The sequence below is a fragment of the Nitrospira sp. Kam-Ns4a genome (genome assembly GCF_965152595.1).
Genome location: NZ_OZ224218.1, coordinates 3,663,302 through 3,688,071, shown reverse-complemented (window position 1 = coordinate 3,688,071; position 24,770 = coordinate 3,663,302). Strand labels below are relative to the sequence as shown.

The following is a 24,770-nucleotide window of genomic DNA, read 5'->3' as shown; positions in this document are numbered from 1 at the left end:
CGAAGGCCACTACCCCTTTGGGGCGCCGGCTTGGGCGGCTGCGGGGGGCTCTCCCGGATGCGCGTGGTCGGGCGGCCGCGCGAGTTGCTGGCGGACGGCGGGATCCACCCAGATCTTCGCCGACCGGACGAGCTCCTGGTACCATTGGGCCTCCTCCGCGGGCCATCGGCTCTGCTGGATGAGGGCGCGGATGCGGTCGCGGACCTGGTCCAGCCGGGTGGTGTTCCAGAGCTGGGCCAGCGTCGCCCGGTTCTGCTCCCAGTACTGGCGGATTTCCTCGTCACTGACGGGCGTGGCGGCGCGGCGGCGGGCCTCGAGTGCCTGGAACAGCAGGGCCTGGTGCAACTGCGTGCGCCACTGGTCAATCGTGGTATGCCCCTGCCGGAGCTGCTCTTCCAGCGACTCCCGCGACCCTGACTGCTCTTCGATGCGTTTGACGTTGGCCTCGAGCTGCTCGGGCGCGACGCGGAGCCCGAGTCGGGCGGCTTCCTGCTTCTTGAGCTCCTCGAGGACCATCTGGTTGATGATGGAATGGAGGAGCTCCTTTTCCTGCTCGGCGTCCTGTCGCGCCTGCTCGGCCGGCGACAGGGGAGCCGGAGCCTGCGTCGACGCCGCCTGGGCGCCCGCTGCCACGTCCGCTGGGGATTGGCTCATGTGCTGCTGGTGGGCCATCATGGTCCGGGCCTGGTCGAGGCGTTCGAGCACGGCCTCCCGCTCGATGTTGACGCCGTTGACGCTGGCGACGACCTTCGGAAGCGTATCGGACACCTTCTTGGGCCGCGGCGGCTCCGTCTTGGTGCAGGAAAGCGGCAAGACCAGAAGGGCTGTTACGAGCCAGGTTGCCGCCTGAAGGCCTCGCGCAGTCACCGCCATGGTTCTCCTCCTGCCTCCGCTGTTCCGTGTCGGGTCGCAGTCCTTCTCCCCTGAGGCCTTCCGCCGCCCCAGCCGCGACCGTGCAGCGGGAATATTCTGGGCGTCGGGTCTCCCGCCCGTTGGGCGGTCGGGCGCGCCGCGCGCGAGGTGGGGGCACCCACGGGGCGCCCCGCTTCCGCCGCTGACCGAACGTGCGGCGAGCCCGCCGCTAGAGCCGGCTTGAACGGGCATAGGCGCCGCGAGTCGCGCGGCTCTCCGGCGTTCGGCCGCTGGGAGCGGCGAACGTCTCCTTCGGCTTAAGCCCCGGGCTGGTCTGTCCGACCCCGCCTGGGGCCGGGCCGCCCCCCAGTCCCACGCCGGCTGGCTTGGCCTCGGACTGGCGGGTCTCGCCGGCGGGCGAGCCGTCACAGTTCGGAGTGCCGGCCAGCCTGGCCTCTTCGTACATGCCCGCATCCTCGATCAGGCGGGCCATGATGCCGCACTTGCTCTCGGCATGGAGCTTGAGGCGGATGTTCTTGATGTGATCTCGGACCGTGTGGGCCGAGATCGAGAGGGTGTAGGCGATTTCCTTGTAGCTGGCGCCCTTGCTCAGCAGCTCGAGGATCTGGATCTCGCGGCGCGTCAGCTTGTACGTCGCTTGAAAGTGAGCCAGATTGAGCTTCGGCACCGGGCGCTGCTTCTCCTCCTCGACGACGATCAGGATGCAGGGCTCCTTCGACAGCTCGGAGGACAGCACCGACCCCTCCAACCGGTAGTTCACGTCGCCGACCGGCACGGTCAGCGACTCGGTCTCGAACCGGTCGGGATGGGCGTCCCCGGGGGACGTCCCGATCAGCTTTCTCAAGCGCAGGCACAGCCGCTTGATGTCGAAGGCCAGGTCGTGCTCCATCACCGGAGCGTCCCCGTTCTTGCCGTACCCATGCAACAGCCGCCCCTCGAAGTTCGAATACAGCAACTGACACCGGAGGTCGAAGACGAGAATCCCGGACTGTTTGAGCCAGCCATGTCGTGTCATACGATAACCTCGCGTGGAGTGGTTCGCCTGGTGCGTGAACAGCCTGTCCGTGAGCGCCCCGGGTGTCTCTGCCCTGTTCCACCCGCTCGATCTCGGCGCGGGTGGCGGGCCCACTCAGTACTTGATCCTGCGTACGCTTGCAGGGAAGGTTGTAGCAAGAGACCGTGGGGCTGTATGTCAGGAGAATGGCTAGCAATCGCAGCGGTTGTCAGAGGAACCACTGACCGCTGATCGGCCTTGAAACACGAGCACTTGGACAGCCTGGCGGTGGAGCGGTGACGAAGCCGGTCTGCGTGTCAGGGTTTTTCAGGACATAGAAGATGGGCTATCAGGGAGACGGAGGACGTGAGGGGAGGATGAGACCGGTCAACTGTCCTCGCCTGGAGGGATGGTCCCGGGCGCCAGGAGGCCGACTTCCAGGGCGTAGCGGACGAGGTCGGCGCGACTACGTAGCCCGAGCTTTTCGGCGATCCGCCAGCGGTAGGTCTCGACACTCTTCACGCTGAGGCGCAGGCGCTCGGCGATGTGCCGGTTCATGTAGCCCTGTGCGACGAGGCAGAGCACCTCGCGCTCGCGCTGGCTGAGCAGGCTCATGGGTCGGCCCTCGTGGACCTTGCTGTTCAAGGCTTTTCTGCCCAGGACGTCCTGAGCGACCCCGTCCGCGAGCGTCAAGTCTACGAAGGTCCGCCCCCGGTAGACGGCGCGGATCGCGGCGAGCAGGTCGAGGTCCGGGGCCTTCTTGATGACGTAGCCGGCGCCGCCGGCCGCCAGCACCGAGCGGACATAGGCCGGGTCGTCGTGCATGGTGAGGATCAGGACCTTGGTCTGCGGGCAGTCCCGGCGAATGTCCTCGATCGCCTGGATGCCGCTCCGCCCCGGCATGGTGATGTCCATCAGCACCACATCCGGGTTCGTCTCGACCGCCTTCTGATGGGCCATGGCCCCGTCGGCGGCTTCGTCCACGACTTCCATGTCGGGCTGGGCGTTGACCAGCATGCGGAGTCCGGCCCGCAGGACCGCATGGTCGTCGGCGATCAGAACTTTAATCTTGCCCATGGCGTGGCTCCTCCACCGGGATCGTGACGTAGATGGTCGTGCCCCGGCCGGGCGTGGACTCGATGGCGATCGTCCCGTTCACCAACCCGGCCCGTTCGCGCATGCTGTGGAGGCCTAGGTGCTTGGTGGTGCGGGACATCTGCAGCGCCGCGTCCACGTCGAAGCCGCAGCCGTCGTCCTCGATGATCGCTCGCACCTGGCCGGGCTGCCGCTCGACGACGATGCTCACGAGCGTGGCGCCCGCGTGCTTGGCGATATTGGTGAGTGCCTCCTGGAGGATGCGGTACAGCGTGATCTCCAGCGCCGGGGGCAACCGCGCTTCGTTCAGGCCTGGCGCGTGCAGGTCCACGGCGATGCCATAGGCCTGGCTGTACTCGGTCGCGTAGCGCTCGAGAGCGGCCGCCAGCCCGAGGTCGTCCAGCACGCTGGGGCGCAGGCCGATCGCCAGACGGCGCACCTCGTCGAGTGCCTGCGCGGCGATCCGCCGGAACCGCCCGGCCTGCGCCTGCGCCTCGGCCAGCGAGGGGGCGCCCTCGATCGTGTGCAGGCCGACCAGGAGCGACATGAGGGCCTGGCCGGTCTCGTCGTGCAGCTCGCGCGCGATGCGGCGCCGTTCCTCCTCCTGCGCGGAGATGACTTGCTCGAGCAGCCGGGTGCGGAGCTCCGCCGCCTGGACCCGCTCGGTGATGTCCCGCACGATGCTGCTGAAGAAACGCTTGCCTTGCTGGGTGAATTCCCAGAAGGCCAGCTCGAGCGGGATCTCCCGCCCGCTCTTGTGACGGCCGGGCAGGTGCACGCGCTCCCAGGACAGGTGCCGCTGGTTCGTCGTGAGGTACCGAGCCATGCTGCGCTCGTGGGCGGTGCGCAGCCGCTCCGGCATGAGTAGCGTGAGCTTCTGGCCCAGCATCTCCTCGGCAGTGTAGCCGAAGATTTGCTCGGCGGCCCGGTTCACGAAGACCATGGTGCTGGTCTCGTCAATCGTGATGATGGCCTCGGCGGCCGTTTCCGCGACCGTACGGTACCGCTCCTCGCTCTCACGCAGGGCCTCCTCCGCGCGCTTCCGCTCGATGAACTGGCCGATCTGGCTCCCGACCGCGGCCATCATGCGGAGGAGGTCGTCATCGGGCTCCTGAAGCGCATCGCTGTAGAACTCGATGACGCCGAGGACCTCGCTGCCGCTCAGGATCGGAAAGCCGAACGCCGCATGCAGGCCCGCCCGCGTCGCCGCGGGGCCCCGCGGGTAGTTCGGGTCTTCCCGCACGTCGGGGACCCAGACCGGTTGGCGCCACGCCCAGATCCGCCCGGGCAGCCCGATGCCCGGCGCGAGCGCGGTGGTGCGGCTCGCGGCGTCGAACTCCGCCATCCCATCGCCGCGCGCCGCGTGCCACAGGTCGGTGCAGCGGATCAGCCCGGCGTACCGATCCACCTGCCAGAAGGCGCCCAGCTTCCAGTCCAACCGTTCGCAGATCGCCTGCAAGATCTGGGGAATGGCGTCGGTCAGCGTTGGGGAGTCGGCCAGCACGCGCGTGACCGCGTGCTGGGCGGCGAGCCGGCGCTCGTCCTGCTCCCGCTGGCAGAGATCTCGCTCCAGGGCCTGCTTGGCCGCCTCCAGCTCCTGCGTCCGGGTGATCACCCGCTGCTCCAGCTCCTCGTTCAGGGTCCGGATCTCCTGCTCCGCCCATTTCCGGATGATGCACTGCGACAGCGGCTCCGCGACCAGGGACAGCTTCCGGACGATCGCGTCGCTGGGCTCCTGGCGCGTGACCATGGCCATGACGCCCACGACCCGTTCTTCCACGGCCAGCGGATAGGCGGCGATGGAGGTAAGCTCCTTCAAATCGGCAGAAGCCCTGTGGCGGACGAGGCGGTTGTCCAGTGCGCAGGTGGCGACGTAGGGTTGCCGCGCACGGGCGAGCCGGTCCAGCTCCGACAGGTCCAGCAGGGGGTGGTCCGGCGACGCGCCGCCCGCGGCGAGCCGGCCGGCGCTCGCCTGCAGATCGAGCGTCCCCCGCGCCTCATCGTAGGTCCACACGCGGACCAGTACGGCGTGGAAATGCCGGAGCACGATGTCCGCACAGGCCTGCAGGATCGTCGGCAGGTCTCCGGACTTGAGCACCGCGGCGCTGATCTCGACGTTGAGCGCAGCCTCCTCGACACGCGCTTGCAGCTCCTCGTGCGTGCGTTGCAGCTCCGCGAAGCCTTCCGCGTTCTCGAGGGCGGTGCCGGCCAGCACGCTAATGTACTCCGCCAGCCGGATCTCGCTCTCGCCGAAGAGCCCCTCCACCCGGCGGTGGGTGACGTAGAATCCTCCGGTCACATGGCCGCGCACCAGGATCGGGGCGCAGAGGACGGCCAGCTCCTCCTGGAGGGCCGCGGCCGCGCTGCCGGTGTCGGCCAGGTCTCGGGTCAGGATGGCCGGCCGCGGGCTCGCCAGGATCTGCGCGGCGACGGCCTGGTTCAGGGCGTCGTCGGGCTCGCCCGCGACCGTCCGGATCTCGACGCGATCGTGCTCCGTGAGGATTTCGATCACGCGGCCCTGTTCCGCGCGCAGCAGGGTGAGCGCCGCCTCGTGGACGGCGGTGAAGATCTTCTCCCGGCTGAGGGCAGACGCGAGCAGCCGGCCCATGTTCAGCACCGTGTCGAACCGCTCCGCCAACGAGAGGGTCGCGGGTTTCGCCTCCCCGCCGCGCTCGAGGTCCCCCTGCCGCCGGCGCGGGACCCCCTCCACGCCCAGGCTGCGGAAGGTTTGGTGTGCCTGGGCGAGATCCTGGGCCGCGTCCGGCCAGCCCAACTCCAGGCCGACCAGCCCCCGGGCGAGGAGCGTCTGCGCCTGCTCGTACTGGGCTCCCTGGGCGCGCGCCACGGCGAGGCTGCGATCGAGCAGGGCCCGGGCGCGACGGGGCCGTCCGCGGAAGGCAGCGAGCAGTCCGGCCTCCCGCAGGGCGTGCGGCAGGCTGTTCTGGAACCAGGCCGCGAGCCGGCAGGCGCGGCGGACTGCCTCCTGCGCCTGCCGCAGGCAGGCCGCCCGCCGCGCCGGGTTCGTCAGGGGCGTACGCTCCGCCTCCCGCCGGGCGGCCGTGGCCAGCCAGGCGTAGATGGGTACAACGTATTCGTTCCGCATGCCGGCCTGACGGACTAGCGCGCCGGCGCGGGTGAGCACGGTCGCGGCCTCGCCGGGACGTCCCTCCGCCATGAGCCGGAGCGCCTCGGCCTGCAGCACGGACGCGACCGCCTGCACGTCGTCCCGGGGACGCTGCAGCTCCGTTTGAAGCAGCGCCCTCGGGACCCGACCTTCCGTCGCGAGCGCCCAGACCTCGAGGCTGACGCCCATCCCCTGCACGTTGCCCAGCTCCTGGCATCGCTGATACACGCGCTGGCTCAGCTCGGCGGCGCTGCGAAAGTCGCCCAGCCGGTAGAGGCAGTAGGCGATGTGCCACAGTGCCGCGTCGCTCTCCCAGGGGTCGCCGGCCTGCTCAAACAGGCGCATCGCCTCCCGGCATTTCTCGATGCAATCTGCGAAGCGGGAGGCCGCATACAGCAGCACCCCGTAAAAGTGCAGACTCTGGCCCTGGCCCCAGAGATCGCCGAGCGACTTCCGCAGGGCGAGCGAGCGCTCGACGTAGGCGATCCCGCGGCGGAACCATGGCAGCATGCACATCGCCGGCCCATGCTCCGAATAGGCCTGGGCGAGCTGCGGCGTCGGCGGGTACCGCTCGGCGAGGTTCATCTCGCGCAGGTGCGTCCAGAGGCAGGGGATCTTGCCCCGTTGAAACCAGTAGGCGTACCCCAGCCGGCTGTAAAGCTGCATGGCCAGCAAGTCGCGTGCTCCCCGCTCCAGGCGGCGCCGGGCCAGAAACACCCGAGGCGCCACGCTGTGCAAGGTCTGGACGACCACCTCCCACAGCAAGCCGGCGGCGAAGGCGAGGGGCCTCCGCGGGACCCACTTGCCGAGCAGCCGGAGCGCCTGCTCCAGGGCCTCCGTGGCCGTTTTTATATCCCCCTGCTTGAAGGCGAGTTCCCCGAGCCGCCCGTCAAGCTGGGCTCGGACGTGGTCGCTTTCCGCCAAGGCCCGCGCCCGCGTGAACTGCCGAGCGGCCTCGTCGTACCGGCCCCGGAGCAGGAGCACCTCGCCGAGGCCCTGCGCCACTTGGCGGCGCGTGACGGCGTCGCCGGTGGAGGCGCCGCGCTCGGCGATCCGATAGTAATGCTCGGCGTTCTCGAGGGCGTGGCGCGACCGCGCGGCCGCCGCGGCTGCGAGCGCGTAAGGCAGGGCCCGGCATATTCCCCGGCGGCGTCAAAATGGAAGGCCAGATCGAAGGCGCGGGCGGGATCGAGGCTTTCGATGCAGAGCGCGGCCCGGTGGTGGAGGTAGCGGCGCTCCTGCTCGCTCAGCCTCGTGAGCAGGGCCTCGCGAAGCTTGTCGTGGACGAAGGTGCAGGGCGTGCCCTGGGCGTCCAGCCAGACGATGTGCCGCTGCCGGGCGATCGCGATCGCCCGGGTCGCATCTGGCGGCTGGTGCCCGGCGAGCGCGGCGGCTAGGGGGAGGTCGAAGGTCTAGCCGAGGACCGCGCCGACCGAGAGCAGGTACAGGGTCTCGGCGGGCAGCAGGTCGAGCCGGTGCGTGAGGAACGCCGCGGCCATCCGCGACGATTGCACGTCGGTGAGCGCAAGCGACTTCATTCGCCACACGGGTTCCTGCGGCTCCCGCTCGAGCAGGTCTGGCTCGGCGACCAGCGCGCCGGTCTCCACCAAGCCGCGCAGGATCGCCATGACCATGAAGGGACTTCCGCCGGAGACGCGCGAGACCACGGCGAGCGCCTCGTCCGGAACGGGTCCGGCCATGGACTCCACCAATCCCCGGATCGCGTCGGCCCCGAAGGGCTCGAGCCGGAGATGCAGGGAGGGGGAGAGGCTACGCAGGGCGTGCCCGGCGGGCACTTCCTCGGGGCGGAAGGCGACCACGATGAGGACATGGCAGTCGGCGCCTCCTCCGCGGAGGCGGCGGCGTTGCCAAGCCTTCAGCAGCTTCACCGTTTGCTCGTCGGCCCACTGGCAGTCGTCCAGCAGCACGACGGCGACCTGGTCCGGCGTCCCGACGGCGTCCAGCACCCGCGTGAGGGCAGACAGGCTTCGCGTCTCGCCGTAGGCCTCGGGGCCGAGGGTGTCGCCCGGGCCTGGTCCCAGGACTTCGGCGAGCTGGGGCATCGCCGTGCACGCGGCCGCCCTGGCTGCCTGGTCTGGCAAGCGGTCCCGCAGGGCGACCACGAGGGAGCGCTCGCATTGCGCGGCGGCTCGCAGGGCTGACACCACGTCGTCGAGCACCTGGAAGGGCCGCTGGGCCGACTGGACCACCCCCTGGCCGCGCAGGAGGCGGGCACCTTCGCCTGCCGAGAGGTGGGCGAGCTCCTCCAATAGGCAGGTCTTCCCGCTGCCGGATTCTCCTTCGACCACCACCAAGCGGCCATGTCCTTGCCGGGCGAGCTGGAACTCGGCGAGCAAGGCGGCGAGTTCCTTAGCCCGCCCGACGAAGGCGGGAGCGGTCAGGGTCCGGCGCCGGTCCCGCGTGCCGACGACGAGCTCGGGCTCGAAGTCCCCTTGGTCCCAGGCACGAGCCAGCTCTTGCAGGTCGGCCAGCACGGCGGCGGCGGTCTGGTATCGGTCCTGGGGGTCTTTGCGCAACAGGCGCTGGACGATCTCGTCCAGCGCGCGAGGGACCGGTCGGTTGGCCCGGGCGCGCAGGGAGGGAGGTGGCGTGGTGACGTGCTGCCGGAGGAGATCCCCAACCGTCTGGCCCTGAAAGGGAGGCTGCCCGGCGAGACATTCGAACAGGACGATGCCGGCGGAATAGAGGTCGGCGCGCTGGTCCACCTGGTGAGCCAGCGCGCCGGCCTGTTCCGGGGAGGCGTACACTGCCGTCTCTCGGGACTTGCTCTCGAGGAAGGTGTCGAGCTGGCGGCCGCGGGCCAGTCCGAAATCAACCAAGGTGGCCTGCCTCGGCGACGAGGCGCGGTCCAGGATGAGGTCGGCCGGCTTGATGTGGAGGTGGAGGACGCCGTGGGCGTGGGCCGTGCGGAGGGCGTCCATGAGGCAGCACCCGACCGTGATCGCCTCGCGCACCGGCAGGGGCCCGCAGGCCAGTCTCGTGCGGAGGCTCACGCCGGGGACGAAGGAGGTGACGACATAGACACGCCCGGCTTCGGAGGTCACCAGCAGCGGTGGAGCGAGACACCCGGTCGCCAGCTCCCGCAGCGCCTCCGTCTCGCGCTCTAGCCGCCGGACGGTCGCGGCGGTCAGGGCGGCCGCGACCGCCGCTTTGATGACGACGTCGGTTCGCCGCTGGAGATCACGTCCCAGGAAGGTCTCGATGCCCTGTCCCTCCCGGAGGATCTTCAGCACGTGGTACCGATCACCGAGTGTGTGAGGCAGCGTCTGGGCCATGGCGCGGGACCCTGCGGTCGTTGTCCCTGTCCGAGCAGCCAGCCTCCCGGCACACTGCGGCACCGTGACAGGGTCCCGCAGAGGACCGGCTTCCGACGGAGTCGAGGCTCTAGCTTATCACAGCCGGGCGCGCGGGCCGCACGGTCACCTGATGATTCTCTCCTTTGATGAGGCTGGCCCCTCGTCTGGCGAACCCCCTGCTTTGAGGGCGGACAAGCGGGGGGCGCGTGCTGCGCAGCAGCCATGAGTCCATCAGGAGCGGGCACCGTCCGTGGTCAGCGGGACCGTGGCTTCCACGCGCGTCGGCAGGTGCAGGAGCTTCACGGAGGTGGCGTCAATGGTCTTGACCTGGATGCGATCCTCCAGCATGTCGCCCGCCTTCAGCAGATAGATGGCCTGTCCCTTCCGTAGGAACACGAGATCTTCGCCGTCCTGGGTCAGATAGCCAAGAAACCGGTATTGGGCCATCTGCTCGCGTGCCTTCTGCGCCGCCAGGACCTCGGGCGCCGGCGGGAGCGGCGTTCCAGCCACCGAAGAACATCTTCACCCCGATCGAGGTAGTCAGCGAGCAGGAGAAGGCGATGGCGGCGCACGGCGGGGGCGCCGATCGCCTGGGGCGACACGCCGTAGCCGGACTTGTAGATGAGCGGCACGCGCCGCACCTCGGGCTCCTGGAGCACCTGGTGCGCGATCAGGGCCGCCCAGGACGCGAGCAGCCCGAAGAGGAGCAGGCGCTTGTGGCGATCGCTCATGCGTCGTTCCCGCTGGGCCCCTGATCGGGGCGGAGGAAGGTCACGGCCCTGATGCTGAATTCGACTTGATGGGCGTCCTTCCCGCGCGTCGCTACCAGGCTCTCGATCACCACGTAGGAGCCCATCGTCTCGATCCGATGGATGAACCGCCGGATCGCGCCGTACTCGCCGGCGGCGCGGAACGTCATCGAGGCTTTGAGGACCTGCTCGTGCTCGACCTTCTCCATCGAGTAGGTCATGCCGGGAATGACGACCCGATCCCGCTGCGCCAGCTCGGAGACCGCGAGGATGAGCGCGGGAAACTCGGTGCGCAGGGGCAAGCCCCTCCAGACGTCGGCGAGATCTTCCAGCGTCTTGCGCATGGCTTTCTGGCGCGCCTGGTCCTGGCGGGCCACGCTGTAGAGGGATTCGGCCGCGGCGCGCCGTGCCCGCGCAGGGTCCCAGACGAAGATCGCCATGCCCGCCGCGGTCCCGACCGCGAGCGCGGCGAGCAGCGCCAGCGGAAGCAGCCCGCGCAGCGCCAGCCGGGTCGGTGGGGAAAGATGAGGGGAAAACCTGCCCATGCCCGCTCCCTATGGCCTCGGCCGGTAGGCGACCGTCAGCGTGAACTCGACGATCGGAATGCCTGCCTGCTCGCGGCCCGGTCCTCCACGCGCGTTCCTCGGGAACAGCTCGGTCGTCCGGTGGTGCGACAGGACCGCCTTTTCGAACGCCTCGTGGGCTTCGAGCCCGTCCACGAAGGAGGTGAGATCCTTCAACGTCAAGGCAGCCCCGGTCAGCGTAATCGTCAGGCCCGTGAAGTTGATCGCGACAGACGTGATCGAGACCCGCGGTGGGACCGTGCTCTCCAGGTCGCTCAGGAAACGCGTCCAGGAGAAGGCGCGTTTCTCAAGCAGTTGGTTCGCGAAGGCCACCTCCCGGGGCAGCGTCTTCGTCCGCTCGTCGGAGAGATTGAAGCCGGCCTGCTTGGCCTTCGCGATGAACTGCCGGGTCTCCGTCTGGGTGCGCCGGGCGGCTTGCTCGTAGCGGTCGGCCTCGTCGTGATGGGAGATGCTGTCCGTCCAGGCCCAGGCCGAGAAGGTCAGGGAGCCGAGGAGGACGAGCCACAGGCCCCACTGGCCGGTGCGCAGCGCGCGCCAATCCGGAGAGGCGAACTGGAGGGACAGACGGGGCAGCATCAGGACTCCCACACCCCGGCCCAGGCCGCGAGGCCCGCGGGCGACAGAGCCGGCTGCGTGCCGGTACTCGGGTGGCTGGGTTCGCCGGCGCCGACCAGCGGAACGAGGCTCAGCCCGAGGCTCTGGAGGTGCGCCGGCAGCCGGCTGCTCTGCAGGAGCGAGGCGCAGTCCGTGGCGCTGCTGACCAGGAAGAGCGGCCCCCGGCCGACCGCCGCCTCGGTCTGGACGGTCTCCGTATAGAACTGCAGAGTCGCGACGATCTCGTCTGCGAACAGGGCCTCCTCGCAGGCGGCTCCGTTCGCGCCGCCGTCGAGGGCCTCGGGCCCGGCGGGCCAGGCTTTCACCCTGATGAACTGCAGCGCGGGCCCGCGGAAGGCGAAGAAGGCGAACCCCCACTCCGCGCGGTGCAGGAAGAAGAACTCCCGCTCGTCGCCCGCGCCGGGCTCGGCCTGGCGCGCGAGGGCGGCCGCCAGCGTCGGCCGGCAGAGGTCGAAGATCTGGAGGCTCGCCAGCCCTGTGGCGACCGGGTAGAAGCCGGCCTCCGCGCAGGCGTCGGTGTACTGGGCCAGCACCTCCTCGCGGACGGCCGCGACCCAGATCCGGAAGGGGCGCGCGCCGGGCGCGACGTGCCCCGGAGTCCGAAAGGCCCGGTAGGCGAGCCGGACCGGCACCGTCGGCAGGCCGCACTCCTGCCGCAGGCGCCACCGCAGGAGGGTCTCCAGATCGGCGGTCTTCTGCGGGAGGGCGTCGAACTCCAGAAGCGCGATCCGCGCGGCGGGATCGGGCAGGCTGAGGGCGACCGGCAGCAGGCCGTGCCGCCGGCCCCGCAGCTCCCGGAGCCTGGCGGTCAACGCCGCGGCGTCCGACAGGTTCGGCTTGTCCTCGGACGGGCGGACGAGGCCGCTCGGCAACGGGCAGGCCCGCCAGTGGTGGGCGCGGGGGGGCCGGGCCCGCCTGCCCAGAAAGCGCGGCCAGGCTGGCCAGATCTGGACGAGGCAGGCCTCGCGCAGCCCGATCGAGAGCCCGGCCCGCGGACGGTGCACCGGAGCGAGCATCAGAGCGCCTCCACGAAGGTGACCCGGTTGATCTCCCGCAGGGTGGTCTCCCCGTTGAGCACCTTCTCGATCGCCGCCTGGCGGAGCGTAGTCATCCCCTCGGCCAACGCGGCCTTGCGGATCTCGGAGGACGGCCGGCGGTCCAGAATCATCTCCTTGATCCGGTCGCTCAGGTCCAGGAATTCGGTGATCGCGCGGCGCCCGCGGTACCCCAAGCCGTTGCAGGCCGCACAGCCCTTGCCGTAGTAGAGGGGCACGTCCTTTACCTGCTCCGAGGGGAGGCCCGACTCCTCGCACTGGGCGCGGTCCACCCGCATCGGCGTCTTGCACCCGGGACAGATGGCGCGCACCAGCCGCTGCGCCAGGATGCAGTTCAGGGCCGCGACGAAGTTGTAGGGCTCGATGCCCATGTTCACGAAGCGCCCGATCACATCGAAGGTGTTGTTCGCGTGGACGGTGGTGAACACGAGGTGGCCGGTCAGCGCCGACTGGATGGCGATCTGGGCGGTCTCCGCGTCCCGGATCTCGCCGACCATAATCTTGTCTGGGTCGTGCCGAAGGATGGACCGCAGCCCGCGCGCAAACGTGAGCCCCTTCTTCTCGTTCACCGGGATCTGGACGACGCCGGGGAGCTGGTACTCGACCGGGTCCTCGATCGTGATGATCTTCTCCTCCTGGGAGTTCAGCTCGTTGATCGCGGCGTAGAGCGAGGTGGTCTTGCCGCTCCCGGTGGGGCCAGTGACCAGCACCATGCCATAGGGCTCGGTGATCGCGCGGCGGAAGCGCCGGAGGTCCTCGGCGTTGTAGCCGAGCCGATTCAGCCGCAAGCCCTGCACGCCGGAGGCGATGTACTCCTTGTCGAGGATCCGGATGACGACCGATTCCCCCGCGGCGCTGGGGAGGATGGACACGCGGAAGTCCACCGTCCGCGCCTCCAGACGCAGCTTGAACCGCCCGTCCTGCGGGATCCGCCGCTCGGCAATGTCCAGCTCCGACATAACCTTGAGCCGGGAGATCAGCGGGGCATGGAACTTCACGTCGAGGGGGTCCATCGCCAGGTAGAGGACGCCGTCAATCCGGTACTTCACGATCACGGCGCGGTCGGTCGCCTCCAGGTGGATGTCGCTCGCGCGCTGCTGCAACGCGCGCAGGATGATCGTGTCCACCAGCTTGACGACGGGGCTCTGGTCCTTGGCGATCTTGTCAACGGACAGGATCTCGTCGCCGTGCTCGTCCTCGCGGACCAGGATCGGGCGGAACTCCGCCTGGATCTGGGTCAGGACGTGGCGGGCGCCCTCGTCCTGGGTCAGCACCGCCTGCAGCGCAGCCCGCGGCGCCACGGCGAGGCGCAACGGGCGGGCCAGCAGGCGCTCGAGCTCGTCGAGGGTCTGGAGATCCTGGGGATCCGCGACCGCGATCGTCAGGATCCCCTCCCGCTCCTCGAGGGGCAGGAAGAGGTAGCGGCGCATCCATTCCACCGAGATCGTCGAGAAGCGCTCCGCATCGAAGACGTAGTCCACGAGCGTCACGAACGGAAGGCCGTGCTGCGCGGCCAAGGCCTCCGCCAGCGCGCTGTCGGGGAGCAGGCCCTCTTCCCACAGGAGCGTGCGCAGCGGCTGGCGGGCCTCTCGGGCCCGCTGGACGCAGGCCTGCGCCTCCGCGGGCGTGAGCAAACCCCGGCGGACCAGGATGTCGTCGAGCGGGACCAGTTGGACCGGCGCGGGCATGGAAGCCTCCTACACGGTGCCCGCAAGCTGGAACACGGGCAGGTACATAATGATGACGACGCCTCCGACCAGGACTCCCATGACCAGGAGCAAGACCGGCTCGATCCACGTGGTGATCTGGCTCAGGCGCAGGTCGAGCTCGCTCTCGTGGAATTCGGCGATGTCCTGCAACATGGTTTCTAGCGAGCCGGTGGTCTCGCCGACCTCGATCATCTCCAGGGACATCGGCGGCAGGAACCGCTCGCTCCGCAGCGCGTCGGCCAGGCTCGTGCCGTCGCGCAGGCGGTCGGTGGCGCGGGCCAGCGCCTCCGCCAGCACGGTGTTGGTCAGAGCCCCGCGGGTGATCTGGAGCGCGGTGAGCAGCGGGATGCCGCCCGCGAGCATCGTGGCAAGGGTCCGCGCCAGCCGGATGATCTGGTTCTTGAGCAAGATGTCACCGAGCACGGGAAGCCGGAGGCTGACCCGATCGGCCCAGGCCCGTCCGATCGGCGTCCTGACCCAGCGGTGCGCCGCGACGGCGAGGCCGACGCCCCCGAGCAGGAGGGCCGACAGGCCCTGCTGGATCGCGGCGACCGCCCGGAGGAGCATCTGGGTCGGCAGCGGAAGCTGGCTCTGGTTCTGCTGATAGATGTCCGCGAACGTCGGGACCACGTAGGTCATGAGGAACGCGACGACCGCGATTCCGACCGTGACCAGGAAGGCCGGGTAGGCCAGCGCCTTGGCGACCTTCTCACGGACGCTGATCAGCAGCTTGAGGTAGCTGATGTAGCGCCGGAGCACCTCGGCCACGTTGCCGGTCTGCTCGCCGGCCCGGAGCGACGCCCGGTACACTTCGGGGAAGTAGACTGGGTACTGGCCCAGGGCCTCGGAGATCGAGGCGCCTCCGCGGATGGCGGTCCGCACGCCCTGCAGGGCCGCCTTGAAGTCCGGGTTGGCGGCGCGGTCGGCGAGCAGCTCGCAGGTCTTCAGGATGGGCAGGCCGGCCTTGACCAGGGCGAGCAACTCCTGGTTGAACACGAGGAACTCGCGGAGCGAGAGGCGGCGGCGGCGCCAGGGAAGCCCGCCGCCCGGCCGCCCGGCCGCGCGGCCCCGCTCGCCGCCGAGGCTCAGCAGCAGCCAGCCCTCCCCCTCAAGCTGGGCGCGGATGGCCTGCTCGCTGTCTCCGTCCGCCCACGCCTCCACGACCGTGCCGTCGGCCCGCGCCGCTCTGTAATAGAATCGCCCCATCGGCTCTCGTGGCCCCGTCGCCCGCAAGCGCCGCGGATCCTACCGATCGGCGGGATTCGCCGGAATGAGCAGCTCCTGCCCGGTAACGATCACGTCGTGCTCTAGGCCGTTGGCGCCCTTGAGGGCTTCGACGGTCAGGCCGTGCTGGTGCGCGATGGACCAGAGGGTGTCGCCGGGCTGGACCGTCACACGGGTGACACCCTCCGGCGCGGTGCGGACGTCGGCCACCCGCATGGTGGGCTCGCCGGGCGGTCGGCTCTCCGGCGACCCCGGCGGCCGGGCGGGCGCCAGGCCCGCCGTCTTGGGCTGCGATGTGGCGGTCGGATTTGGCGGGGCTTCCTCGGGCCCAGCTTTCTTCGCCTTGGCTGGCTGGCTGGTGGGCTTGCCCGCGCCCTTGGCCTGACGCTGCCCCAGCCGCTTCCTGGCCTGCTCCAACTCGGCGGTTGTGGACGCGAGGACGGTCTCCAATTCGCGAAGCTTCGCCTGGGACGCGGCTGCCTCTGTCGCCGCCTGGCGCAACCGGGCCAGCTCGACCAGTTGGGTTTCCTGCTCAGTCTTGACCTGCAGCAGACGGTCCCGCTCCGACCGCAGGGTCTTGATCTCCACCTGCTTGCCCTCGAGGGTCTGCCGCAGCTCCGCCACCTGTCGGCGCAACTCCTGCAGCTCAGCTTCCTGCTTCGCGGCAGCGATGCGCGTCTTGGCCATTTCCTCGCGGATGGCACTCGACTCCGCCCGGGCTTCGCGCAGCATTATGTTCAGTTGCTGCCGCGCCGCGTCCAGCTCCGACCGTTTCTGCGACCCGTCGAATGCGGTGCACCCGGCCGCCAGCAGCCCCAGGCTAGCTGTGGACATCAATAGGGCCCAGGGCAGCCAATGCGGCTGCCTGTTACCATTTGTTGTAGGGGGTGCCATCGCGTGCCACCAAATCGCTCCCGCTCCGGACGTCGAAGATCCCGCCATCTTGCTCATCGCGGATCTCCTGCCAGGTCTGGTCGGATTTCGTGAAGGGGTCAAGGGGCACTTGTCTCAGGTACCCGCTCGCGACCAGCTCGGCCAGGGTCTGCGGATAGGTGCCCTTGTCGGCCTTGTACTGGTCAATGACGTCGCGAATCGTCAGGAGGTTCTGCTTCAGCGCGGCCTCCTTGGCCTTGAGCACGGCGCCGCTCCACGAGGGCTGGGCCAGCGTGATCAGGATGCCGGCGATCGAGAGCACGATCAGCATCTCCGTCAGCGTGAACCCGCGCTCCGTCGCCCGCCCCAGCCGGCCGTCACCAGTCGCGATACTTGGACTTGTCCAGGGCCAGGTCCTTGCTCCTGGAATAGACGTCGTAGACATCTTCCTCGCACCATTTGTCCGCGTCGGGCGGATCCGTATAGCAACGGAGCACCCAGTCGGCTTTTCCGGTCATCGGGTCAACCGGAATGCGGCGCAGATACCGCTTGACCGTCACGAGCTTGCTCTCCTTGACCACGGTCGTCGCCGAGCTGTCTTTTCCCTGGACGACCTCCTTGGCCGCCGCCTCTTTGGCCGCCGTGGCCGCCTTTTCCGCCTTGGCGGCGGCCTCCTCTCCGGTCAGCTCCACGCCTAGCAAGGTCTCCAGGCTCTTGGGGTACCCGGCGATCCCCGTGTTGAGCTTGCAGCTCAGCTTGTTCTCCTTACACATCGGGCCCAGCAATGTATCCCCGTCGCGCGCCCAATCGAGGTGGAACTGGTCAATCGCGGTCCGGATCTCGCGGAGCTTCTGGCGGAGTTCTAGCTCCTGGCTCCGCTTGGTCGCCATCTTGGCGACGGGGAGGGACACGGACGCCAAGACCAGCAGAATGGACAGGGTCATCAACACCTCGAGCAACGTGACCCCCTGCGCTCCCGCCAGGCTCGCCGAGCCCGCTGCCTTCGCGCGCGTGATCCGGCGCTTCATCGCACCCGTACGACGACGCGGCCGGTCTGGACCGGCACCGGTTTGGCGCCGGAGCCAACCACGGAGACCTCGGGCACCTCCAGCACCCCGATACCCGCGGCCTTGGCCTGGAACTGCAACGTGGCCAGGACTCCCTGGCCCGAGGCCGGGGCCCCCTGCCGCTGCAGGCGAACCTTCACCTCGCCCCCGGCCGGGTTGCCTGAGACGTTCACCGAGGCGGCCGCCCCGCCCCGCGTCAGCAACTCGCCTTCCTTGGCGCTCTTGAACACGATCAGATTGGGGTTGTACAGGAGCCTGACCGTCGAGTCACTCAACCCTTCCAGGTTCTCGATGACCACTTCCACTTGGAACTCCTGCCCGACCATCGCCGACAACTCCTGCGGACGCAAGGCGAGGCGCGCCACCCCGCTGGCGACGACGTCGACCGCCGGTTCGCCGGATTCAGCCGAGGGGATCCCGGGCGCGACCGGCGCGCCACCCGCCGGTCCCGACGGCGGCGCGCTGCCCGGAGCCGGGCTTTGCAACGCGGGCGGCGCTCCCTCGGAGGGCCGGGACTTCAACCGCGTCCCGGTCTTCTGCACCAGGTTTGAGAACAGGGGCGCGGTGGCGTAGTTGGTCTCCGTGCCTGACCAGAAGGCCTGGGTGGTGAGATCGGGCGTGGTCAGCGAGCGGACGATGTGCGGGGTGATCGTCAGGACCACCTCGGTGGACACGGTTTCGGTTTTGAAGGAGGAGATCAGATCACCCAGAATCGGGATGTCGCCGAGAATCGGAATCGTCGAGCGCTGCTTCCGATCTTCATCCTGGATCAGCCCGCCCAGCACGACCGCCTCGTCGTCATTGAGCAGCAGGGTCGTCTCGGCTGACCGGTTGCCGAACTTGAACTGCGCGATGCGGGGACTTGCCTGTAGGATGACCTCCTCGCCCACCCGGGTCACTTCGACCTTGATGTTCAAGGTGACTTCGTTCGTGAGGTGGATGGTCGGTTCGACCTTGAGCTTCACGCCCACGTCTTTGAACTCGATCGAGGTCACCGTGGAGGTCGTGGGCGTCGCCCCGGTGACGGCGGTCCCGGGCAGCACGTTGGAGGTCGAGAGCAGAATCGGCTGCTTGTCGCCGATGGTGATCTCTGCCTTCTTGTTGTTCAGCACTCGCAGTTTCGGCGCGGCCAGTTGCTTGGCATCGGCTTCGCTCTTGAGAAAGTCCAGCGTCGCTGAATTGGGAATCGTGAAGAGGTAGCTGCCGTAGCCGAGGGCGGCCAAGTCTTTGAGTTGGGTGAGCGAGAACGTGTCGGACTGCTGGTTGCCGGAGAGCATGGTCACGGAGGCCTTCTTGCCGTAGCTCAACCCGTACTGGAGGAGCTTGCTCCGGTTGACCTCCAGCAGCTCGACGTCCAGCAGCACTTCCGGCTCCTTGCGGTCGTTGGCCAGGATGATCCGCTCGGCCATCTGGATCTTTTCGGGCCGGTCCCGCATCACGATCGCATTCACCGGCTCGTTGGCCTGAATCCGCTTGGTCTCCAACATGCTCCGGAGCAGGTTCAGCATGTCCTTGGCCTTGACGTTCGAGAGGTAGAAGGTGCGGATCATCAAGTCCTGATACTGGTCCTGCTTCTGGCGGTTGTTCGGCGCGATCAAGAGCGTGTCGGGTCCGATCTGGCGCGAGAAGAGGTTGTTGGTGGCCAGCAGGAGCTGGAGCGCGTCCTCGAAGGGCGTATCCTTGATGATGATGGTGATGGGGTCGTCCCGGACGTCCTTGTCCAGGACAATGTTGATGCCGCTGGCCCGGGACAGGATCTCGAAGACCTCTTTGAGCCGGGTGTTCTGGAACCGGAGCGTGATCGGCTGGCTAGAGCCCCCGAGGGCCTTCTCCTCGCGCTGCTGCTGCGTCAGGGCGGTGATGCCTTCCAGCGCCTTCGTCAGGGTCGGATCGAGCTGGGCCGCCCGCTCGTAGGCCTCCAGCGCCTCGTCGTGCTGGCCCATGCTGCGGAACTTGTCGGCGGCCTGGAGCTGGTCGTGAGCTTCCTTGCGGCGGAGGGCGTCGCCGAGCGCATCGTGATGCTCAATGAGGGAAGGGTCCAGGCCCAGGGTGAGCTTGAACTCGTGGACCGCCTCCTGGATCCGGGTTTCCTTTAACAGCCGGCGCCCTTCCGCATAGTGTTGCTCCGCCGCGCGGGCCTTCGCCTCCTCGAGGCGCTTCTGCAACCGTTCGTTGAAGGGATCCTTCCGCAGGGCCTGCCGGTAGGCGGTCACCGCGCCATCCCAGTTCCCTTCGGCCGCCAGCTTGTCGCCGCGGCGGACCTCTGGTCCACTGCAAGCGTTCAAGCTGACCAGGAAGACGAACGCCGCGGCGAACCAGACGACAGGATGGATGCGGTGAGGTCGTTTCATCGCCATCCAACCGGGTGGGCGGTCATGCCAGGTCGCGCGACAGGTGAGGGGACAGGCTGCACGATGTCACCTCGGTCCGATCCCACTCGATTCGCGGTCCAGCGACACCGTCATGGATTCGGATTGGTCGCTGTCCCGAACGCCTCCTTGTCAGCCACCTTCGCTGCGGCTCGCCCACGCCGCGCGGGCACAACGTGGCCACCCTAGCCCAGGCCTGGAAAGGTGACAATCCGTGCCTTGTATTGGGTAAAATAGCTCCCCACATTTGAAGGGACATCCTTTGATGGAAAGGTTTCAAGAACAACTGGGTCATTTGCCACGCGGAAGGCGTGCCCTGGTTAAGGCAGCGCTTCTGGCGACGGCCTTGACGCCCTCCTTCCCGAAGGCGTCTCTCCTTGAGGAGGCTGTTGCTGCCGGAGGAGCCGCCTCGCGTGCACCCGAGGCTGCCGCGCCGGTTCGGCTCAAAGAGGAGAGCACCCCATGACCAACCTGTTCCGCTCCCGATTGACCTGCCTGCTCCTGGCCCTCGGCGCGGTGAGTGCGGCGGCATCTCCGCTGGCCGCTGCGCAGGGCCGGCCCGATCTGCAGACCCAGGTGAGAAGCACTGCCGCGCGGGTCAGCCCGGCCGTCGTGAACATCGCCTCCACCGTGGTCGTCCGAGAGCAGACCTTCAGCGACGAGGGGCTGCCGTTCGGTCTGTTCCCGGAGATCCCGCGACGGCAGTATGGGCAGGGCTCCGGAGTGATCGTTTCTCCAGACGGGTACATCATCACCAACCATCACGTGGTGACAGAGGCGAGCCAGGTCGAGGTGCTGCTCGCGGACCGGCGGCAGTTTACGGGACGCGTGGTGGCGACCGACCCGAAAACCGACGTGGCGGTGGTGAAGATCGAGGCGGCGGGGCTGCCAACCGTACCGTGGGGCGACTCGGGCCGGCTGGCGGTGGGAGACTTCGTGCTGGCGATCGGCAATCCGATGGGACTCACCCAGACGGTAACGTTCGGGATCGTGAGCGCGGTCGGCCGGGCCGATGTCGGCGTCGCGGACTTCGAGGATTTCATCCAGACGGACGCGCCGATCAATCCCGGGAGTTCCGGCGGGGCGTTGGTGAACGTGCGCGGCGAACTGGTCGGGATCAACACGGCGATCGCGAGCCCGACCGGCGGCAACGTCGGGGTCGGCTTCGCCATCCCGAGCAACATGGTCCGCACGGTCATGCAGAGCCTGCTGAACACTGGGCGCGTCGTGCGGGGTTTCCTGGGTGCCTCGACCCAGGACGTGACGCCGCCGCTGCGGAAGTTCTTCCAGGTCCGGGAGGCCAAGGGTGCGATCGTCACGGACCTCCTGCCCCAGGGGTCGGCCGAGCAGGCCGGCCTCCGTCGCGGGGACGTCGTAGTCCGGTTTGACGGGAAGGACGTGGTGGATTCCAGCCGGCTCCGCAACATGATTGCGAGTGCCCCGATCGGCAGCCGGCACCGGCTGGACATTGTCCGCCAGGGTCAGCCCATGCAGGTCGAGCTGACGATCCAGGAGTCGCCGCGGGAGCGAATTCGCCGGCCGGCGCAGACAGCCTTCGAAGGGCCGGTGCGCCATCCCCTGGGCGGCCTGCTGGTGGACGATCTCACCCCGGCGCTCGCGCGACAGCTCGGACTCAGCGAGCGGGCTGGCGTCGTCGTGACGGATGTGGAGGAGGGAAGCCTCGCCGAAGAGGCAGGCCTGGCGCCCGGGGATCTGATTGTCGAGGTCAACCACCAGCCAGTCCCAGACCTCGCCGCCTACAAGCGCCTCGTGGAGCCGATCAAGCCGAAGGATCCCGTTCTGTTGCTCGCCAACCGACAGGGGGCGCTGTTCTATGTGCCGATCGAAGGGGAGTGAGGGGGCGGGCTGGGCAGTCGGTCGGGCCTCGCCCCCACGGTTGCTGGTCGGATCCCCGAGCCCATCCGTTCCACCAAAGCGCGCACGGGACAACAGCGAGACGGTGGGATTGACACCGCTGTCGGCCCATGCTATGGTCCGTGCCACGTTTCTACGAATCGTGTTACTACAGGACGTGCGCCGTCATGAAGAAGCTCGTCCGGTTCGGGGTGTCGCTGGATCATCACCTGCTGGACGACTTCGATCGGCTGATCGCCCAGAAGAAGTACACGAACCGGTCGGAGGCGCTGCGGGACCTGATCCGGGATAACCTGGTCGGGCAGGAGTGGGATGAGAATCGGGAGACGGTCGGCACGGTCACCTTCGTCTACGACCATCACGTCAGGGATCTGATCCGGAAGTTGACCGACATCCAGCACCGCTACCAGCGATTCATCCTCTCCGGGATGCACGTGCATCTGGACCATGATCACTGCCTGGAGGTGCTGGTCCTCAAGGGCAAGGGGTCCGAGATCAAGAAGGTCGCGGACGCGCTGGTCAGCGTCAAGGGCGTCAAGCACGGCAAGCTGGCGATGACGACCACCGGGAGGAGCTTGAGCTGAGGAGCGGTGTGCGGATCTGCGTGATCGATGGGCGCGGCGGGGGGCTGGGCGCTCACTTGATTCGGCGGTTGTCCGGCGTGGTGGCCGCCCCTCATGAGCTCGTCGCCCTGGGAACTAACCAGGCGGCCGCGGCGGCCATGGCGCGCGCGGGAGCCTCGCGCGTGGGCGTCGGGCATCGAGCGCTCCGGCCGATGGTCGCGGAGGCGGACCTGATCCTCGGCTCGTTGAGCATCGTGCTGCCTGGCGCGATGGTGGGCGAGGTCACCGCCGGCATGGCGGCCGCCATTCTCCGCGCCCCGGGTCGGAAGCTGCTCTTGCCGCTGAACCGCTCCGGCGTTCGGGTGGTCGGGACCGAGACCGGCACCCTCGACGACCTGATGATCCGGACGATCGAATACGTCCAGGCCGCGCTCCGGTCCGCCGGGCTGGCCTGAGCCTTCCCGCGTCAGTCTCATCTGTCACCGTCAGGCCACGAGGGTCTGACACGGCTGCCCTGGCAGCCTGTCTGGATCCGGATGCGGACGTGGAACAGGACGGTGATGCGACGCGGACATCCCTCTCGTTGGCGGGTCGTCCTTCCGCTGGCGGTGGCCTGGTTCATCGTCAGCGCGCCGGCGACCCGCGCGCACGAGCCGGCGGAGGACGGCCCCGTCGTGCTGCCCGAGGTGGCCGTCACGGCCGACCGGCCTGTGGCGGCCTCCTCCCAGCAGTTCATCCCGGACAAGGAGATTCTGTTGCAACCGCAGGGGCGGCCCGCCCAGGTCCTCCGGCTGATCCCAGGCTTCATCACGGTCGAGCACTCGGGCGGGGCCGGGAAGGCAGACCAGTATTTCCTGCGTGGGTTCGACGCGGACCATGGCACCGACATCGCGTTCTTCACCGACGGGATGCCGATCAACCTACGGAGCCATGCGCACGGCCAGGGGTATACGGACCTGAACTTCATCATCCCCGAGACCATCAAGGGCGTTGACGTGGCCAAAGGCGCGTATCACGTGGAGTTCGGTGATTTCGCCACCGCAGGGGCGGTGAACTTCGTCACGCGCGACGTGGTCGAGGAAGGCCTCGTCCAGCTCGCCGGCGGGATGTTCGCCACGCAGCGGCACCTGCTGATGCTGTCGCCCACCCGAGAGAAGGTGCGCACGCTGCTGGCCGCGGAGGGCTACTACACCAACGGGCCCTTTGACAACCCCAACAACTATGTTCGGTTCAATGGCCTGGCGAAGGCCACCCTGAACCCGACGAGCCGGTCGGAGCTGAGCCTTGCTGGGAGCTTGCAGAAGTCTCAATGGCATGGGTCCGGAGAGATTCCCCTCCGGGCCGTGCTCAATGGGTCTCTGGACCGGTTCGGTGCCATTGATCCGTCTGAAGGGGGTAACACGACCTGGGCGACGGGCCGGCTAAACTATCACTATGACGCGCCGTCGGGCGGCAAGGCGTTTGCGAACTTGTACGCGCAGTATTACCGGCTGGACCTGTACACCAATTTCACCTTCTTCCTGAACAACCCAGTCAACGGGGACGGCATCCAGCAGGCAGACCGGCGACTGATCTACGGCGGAGATCTCGGGTGGCGGCAAGCCGGGGAGGTCCTGGGTGCGGGCAGCGTCGTTACGGCCGGGGTGCAGACGCGCGTGGATGACATCCATGTCCGGCTCGGGACGCAGGTGAGACGGCAGCCGTTGGCCACGACGACGGACAGCGACATTCTGGAAGCCTCGTACTCGCCGTACCTCAAGCTGGAGGTGCAGCCGGCGCCCTGGCTGCGACTCGCAGGAGGCGGCCGGCTGGATGTTTTTACCTTTGATGTTCGCAACCGGTGCGCCACCTGCGCCATCCAGCCGGCCGGCCGACAGACTGCGGCCCTGCTCATGCCCAAGGCCAACGTGATCCTGGGTCCCTGGTTCCGCACGGAATTCTTCCTGAACTACGGCCAGGGGTACCACAGCAATGATGCGCGGGGGGTGGTCGCCGGCGGGGTGCCGCTCGCCCGGGCCAAAAGCTATGAGATCGGGCTGCGCACGAAGCCCTGGGAGCAGTTCGAGTTCATCACCACCCTGTGGGCTCTGGACCTGCAGTCCGAGCTGGTGTTTGTGGGGGACGAAGGCACGACCGAATCCCGAGGTCCCACACGCCGGTACGGCTTGGAGGTCGGGGGCCGTGGCCAAGTGCTCGGCCCGCTCTATTTCAACGGGAGCTGGACCTGGACCCATGCGGAGTTCCGCGACACGGGCCTGGCGGTTCCCTTGGCGCCCGAGCATACCGCCTACGCCGGGCTGCTGCTTCGCTGGCCGGAAGGGCTGTCCTCACAGTTGCAGATGACCTACCTGGGCACCCGGCCGCTGACCGAGACTCGGAACGTGAGCGCCCCGTCGTGGACCGTGTTCGATCTCATCGAGCGCTATCAGCTTCCGGTCAAGCTACCGTATGGCCGACTGGAAGCGTTTCTCAGCATTCAGAACTTGCTGGATACCAAATGGGAGCAGGCCGTCTTCTTCTTTGAGTCGCGGCTGCGGAACGAGCCGGCCGGCGTGAGCGACATTCACTTCGTGCCGGGGATGCCGCGGTTTTTCATGGGTGGCCTGGCGTGGTATTTTTGAAGTAGCCGTCGAATAGCGGACAGCCAACAGCCAGACCCGCTGCGCGCTGCCCGCCAGTCGCTA

General features: G+C 68.4%; 21 protein-coding genes and 1 pseudogene. 6 read left to right on the top strand and 16 right to left on the bottom strand.

Going from position 1 to position 24,770, the window contains the following annotated elements; genetic code table 11:
* Positions 1-9: 9 nt before the first annotated feature.
* The 4 genes from ACWHYQ_RS18370 to ACWHYQ_RS18355 all read right to left on the bottom strand — a co-directional run bounded on the left by ACWHYQ_RS18370 (position 10) and on the right by ACWHYQ_RS18355 (position 7,091).
* A complete protein-coding gene (locus ACWHYQ_RS18370; RefSeq protein ID WP_447973544.1) occupies positions 10-873 on the bottom strand; it encodes a SurA N-terminal domain-containing protein in 864 nt (287 codons plus the stop codon).
* A gap of 208 nt (positions 874-1,081) precedes the next feature.
* Positions 1,082-1,888: a response regulator transcription factor gene (locus tag ACWHYQ_RS18365; RefSeq protein ID WP_447973543.1), complete on the bottom strand. Its 807-nt coding sequence runs from the start codon at positions 1,886-1,888 to the stop codon at positions 1,082-1,084.
* 366 nt (positions 1,889-2,254) lie between these two features.
* Positions 2,255-2,944 (bottom strand): response regulator, encoded by a 690-nt coding sequence (locus ACWHYQ_RS18360; RefSeq protein WP_447973542.1) that lies wholly within the window; start codon positions 2,942-2,944, stop codon positions 2,255-2,257.
* A complete protein-coding gene (locus ACWHYQ_RS18355; protein WP_447973541.1) occupies positions 2,931-7,091 on the bottom strand; it encodes a PAS domain S-box protein in 4,161 nt (1,386 codons plus the stop codon). The genes ACWHYQ_RS18360 and ACWHYQ_RS18355 overlap by 14 nt, the downstream gene beginning before the upstream one ends.
* A gap of 152 nt (positions 7,092-7,243) precedes the next feature.
* On the opposite strand from ACWHYQ_RS18355, the gene ACWHYQ_RS18350 reads away from it, so the two are divergent.
* On the top strand, positions 7,244-7,483 hold the full coding sequence (locus tag ACWHYQ_RS18350) for a hypothetical protein (RefSeq protein ID WP_447973540.1): 240 nt from the start codon (positions 7,244-7,246) through the stop codon (positions 7,481-7,483).
* A gap of 15 nt (positions 7,484-7,498) precedes the next feature.
* Here the strand turns inward: ACWHYQ_RS18350 and ACWHYQ_RS18345 are convergent, their stop codons facing one another.
* The gene (locus tag ACWHYQ_RS18345) at positions 7,499-9,382 is read right to left on the bottom strand and encodes a serine/threonine protein kinase (protein WP_447973539.1); all 1,884 of its coding nucleotides are present in this window, start codon (positions 9,380-9,382) and stop codon (positions 7,499-7,501) included.
* A gap of 252 nt (positions 9,383-9,634) precedes the next feature.
* Positions 9,635-9,913: a hypothetical protein gene (locus tag ACWHYQ_RS18340; RefSeq protein ID WP_447973538.1), complete on the bottom strand. Its 279-nt coding sequence runs from the start codon at positions 9,911-9,913 to the stop codon at positions 9,635-9,637.
* 50 nt (positions 9,914-9,963) lie between these two features.
* Here ACWHYQ_RS18340 and ACWHYQ_RS18335 point away from each other — a divergent pair, with 50 nt between their 5' ends.
* On the top strand, positions 9,964-10,158 hold the full coding sequence (locus tag ACWHYQ_RS18335; RefSeq protein ID WP_447973537.1) for a hypothetical protein: 195 nt from the start codon (positions 9,964-9,966) through the stop codon (positions 10,156-10,158).
* Here the strand turns inward: ACWHYQ_RS18335 and pilO are convergent.
* From pilO to ACWHYQ_RS18285, 10 genes and pseudogenes are all read right to left on the bottom strand, one after another.
* A complete protein-coding gene (gene pilO, locus ACWHYQ_RS18330) occupies positions 10,131-10,697 on the bottom strand; it encodes a type 4a pilus biogenesis protein PilO (protein WP_447973536.1) in 567 nt (188 codons plus the stop codon). The genes ACWHYQ_RS18335 and pilO overlap by 28 nt on opposite strands.
* A gap of 9 nt (positions 10,698-10,706) precedes the next feature.
* The gene (locus tag ACWHYQ_RS18325; protein ID WP_447973535.1) at positions 10,707-11,312 is read right to left on the bottom strand and encodes a PilN domain-containing protein; all 606 of its coding nucleotides are present in this window, start codon (positions 11,310-11,312) and stop codon (positions 10,707-10,709) included.
* Complete coding sequence (locus tag ACWHYQ_RS18320) at positions 11,312-12,367, bottom strand: hypothetical protein (protein ID WP_447973534.1); 1,056 nt, start codon at positions 12,365-12,367, stop codon at positions 11,312-11,314. Before ACWHYQ_RS18320 ends, ACWHYQ_RS18325 begins: the two co-directional genes overlap by 1 nt.
* Positions 12,367-13,680, bottom strand: coding sequence for a GspE/PulE family protein (locus tag ACWHYQ_RS18315; protein WP_447975597.1), 1,314 nt, complete (start codon positions 13,678-13,680; stop codon positions 12,367-12,369). Before ACWHYQ_RS18315 ends, ACWHYQ_RS18320 begins: the two co-directional genes overlap by 1 nt.
* Positions 13,666-14,094: pseudogene (locus ACWHYQ_RS18310) on the bottom strand (GspE/PulE/PilB domain-containing protein); the annotation flags it as partial. The gene ACWHYQ_RS18315 and the pseudogene ACWHYQ_RS18310, both read right to left, overlap by 15 nt.
* Positions 14,095-14,103: 9 nt before the next feature.
* On the bottom strand, positions 14,104-15,321 hold the full coding sequence (locus ACWHYQ_RS18305; RefSeq protein WP_447973533.1) for a type II secretion system F family protein: 1,218 nt from the start codon (positions 15,319-15,321) through the stop codon (positions 14,104-14,106).
* 39 nt (positions 15,322-15,360) lie between these two features.
* Positions 15,361-16,173, bottom strand: a complete 813-nt coding sequence (locus ACWHYQ_RS18300) for a LysM peptidoglycan-binding domain-containing protein (protein ID WP_447973532.1) — start codon at positions 16,171-16,173, stop codon at positions 15,361-15,363.
* Between the two features lie 34 nt (positions 16,174-16,207).
* Entirely contained in the window at positions 16,208-16,582 is a 375-nt protein-coding gene (locus tag ACWHYQ_RS18295; RefSeq protein ID WP_447975596.1) for a type II secretion system protein, read from the bottom strand.
* A 7-nt stretch (positions 16,583-16,589) separates the two neighbouring features.
* Positions 16,590-17,240 carry a type II secretion system protein gene (locus ACWHYQ_RS18290; protein ID WP_447973531.1) on the bottom strand — a complete coding sequence of 217 codons (651 nt, stop codon included), beginning with the start codon at positions 17,238-17,240 and terminating at the stop codon, positions 16,590-16,592.
* Positions 17,237-19,630: a secretin N-terminal domain-containing protein gene (locus ACWHYQ_RS18285; RefSeq protein WP_447973530.1), complete on the bottom strand. Its 2,394-nt coding sequence runs from the start codon at positions 19,628-19,630 to the stop codon at positions 17,237-17,239. Before ACWHYQ_RS18285 ends, ACWHYQ_RS18290 begins: the two co-directional genes overlap by 4 nt.
* Positions 19,631-20,110: 480 nt before the next feature.
* Between ACWHYQ_RS18285 and ACWHYQ_RS18280 the strand changes: the two genes are divergently transcribed.
* The 4 genes from ACWHYQ_RS18280 to ACWHYQ_RS18265 all read left to right on the top strand — a co-directional run bounded on the left by ACWHYQ_RS18280 (position 20,111) and on the right by ACWHYQ_RS18265 (position 24,707).
* Complete coding sequence (locus ACWHYQ_RS18280; protein ID WP_447973529.1) at positions 20,111-21,505, top strand: Do family serine endopeptidase; 1,395 nt, start codon at positions 20,111-20,113, stop codon at positions 21,503-21,505.
* Between the two features lie 185 nt (positions 21,506-21,690).
* Positions 21,691-22,107: a nickel-responsive transcriptional regulator NikR gene (nikR, locus tag ACWHYQ_RS18275; protein WP_447973528.1), complete on the top strand. Its 417-nt coding sequence runs from the start codon at positions 21,691-21,693 to the stop codon at positions 22,105-22,107.
* Between the two features lie 8 nt (positions 22,108-22,115).
* Complete coding sequence (locus ACWHYQ_RS18270) at positions 22,116-22,541, top strand: DUF3842 family protein (protein WP_447973527.1); 426 nt, start codon at positions 22,116-22,118, stop codon at positions 22,539-22,541.
* 105 nt (positions 22,542-22,646) lie between these two features.
* Positions 22,647-24,707, top strand: coding sequence for a TonB-dependent receptor (locus ACWHYQ_RS18265; protein WP_447975595.1), 2,061 nt, complete (start codon positions 22,647-22,649; stop codon positions 24,705-24,707).
* Positions 24,708-24,770: the final 63 nt, after the last annotated feature.

Bases quoted from the DNA above. Each gene is read 5' to 3' on its own strand.
- ACWHYQ_RS18370 (WP_447973544.1), bottom strand. From the start codon at position 873: ATGGCGGTGACTGCGCGAGGCCTTCAGGCGGCAACCTGGCTCGTAACA.
- ACWHYQ_RS18365 (WP_447973543.1), bottom strand. From the start codon at position 1,888: ATGACACGACATGGCTGGCTCAAACAGTCCGGGATTCTCGTCTTCGAC.
- ACWHYQ_RS18360 (WP_447973542.1), bottom strand. From the start codon at position 2,944: ATGGGCAAGATTAAAGTTCTGATCGCCGACGACCATGCGGTCCTGCGG.
- ACWHYQ_RS18350 (WP_447973540.1), top strand. From the start codon at position 7,244: ATGGAAGGCCAGATCGAAGGCGCGGGCGGGATCGAGGCTTTCGATGCA.
- ACWHYQ_RS18345 (WP_447973539.1), bottom strand. From the start codon at position 9,382: ATGGCCCAGACGCTGCCTCACACACTCGGTGATCGGTACCACGTGCTG.
- ACWHYQ_RS18335 (WP_447973537.1), top strand. From the start codon at position 9,964: ATGGCGGCGCACGGCGGGGGCGCCGATCGCCTGGGGCGACACGCCGTA.
- pilO (WP_447973536.1), bottom strand. From the start codon at position 10,697: ATGGGCAGGTTTTCCCCTCATCTTTCCCCACCGACCCGGCTGGCGCTG.
- ACWHYQ_RS18325 (WP_447973535.1), bottom strand. From the start codon at position 11,312: ATGCTGCCCCGTCTGTCCCTCCAGTTCGCCTCTCCGGATTGGCGCGCG.
- ACWHYQ_RS18320 (WP_447973534.1), bottom strand. From the start codon at position 12,367: ATGCTCGCTCCGGTGCACCGTCCGCGGGCCGGGCTCTCGATCGGGCTG.
- ACWHYQ_RS18305 (WP_447973533.1), bottom strand. From the start codon at position 15,321: ATGGGGCGATTCTATTACAGAGCGGCGCGGGCCGACGGCACGGTCGTG.
- ACWHYQ_RS18300 (WP_447973532.1), bottom strand. From the start codon at position 16,173: ATGTCCACAGCTAGCCTGGGGCTGCTGGCGGCCGGGTGCACCGCATTC.
- ACWHYQ_RS18290 (WP_447973531.1), bottom strand. From the start codon at position 17,240: ATGAAGCGCCGGATCACGCGCGCGAAGGCAGCGGGCTCGGCGAGCCTG.
- ACWHYQ_RS18285 (WP_447973530.1), bottom strand. From the start codon at position 19,630: ATGAAACGACCTCACCGCATCCATCCTGTCGTCTGGTTCGCCGCGGCG.
- ACWHYQ_RS18280 (WP_447973529.1), top strand. From the start codon at position 20,111: ATGACCAACCTGTTCCGCTCCCGATTGACCTGCCTGCTCCTGGCCCTC.
- nikR (WP_447973528.1), top strand. From the start codon at position 21,691: ATGAAGAAGCTCGTCCGGTTCGGGGTGTCGCTGGATCATCACCTGCTG.
- ACWHYQ_RS18265 (WP_447975595.1), top strand. From the start codon at position 22,647: ATGCGACGCGGACATCCCTCTCGTTGGCGGGTCGTCCTTCCGCTGGCG.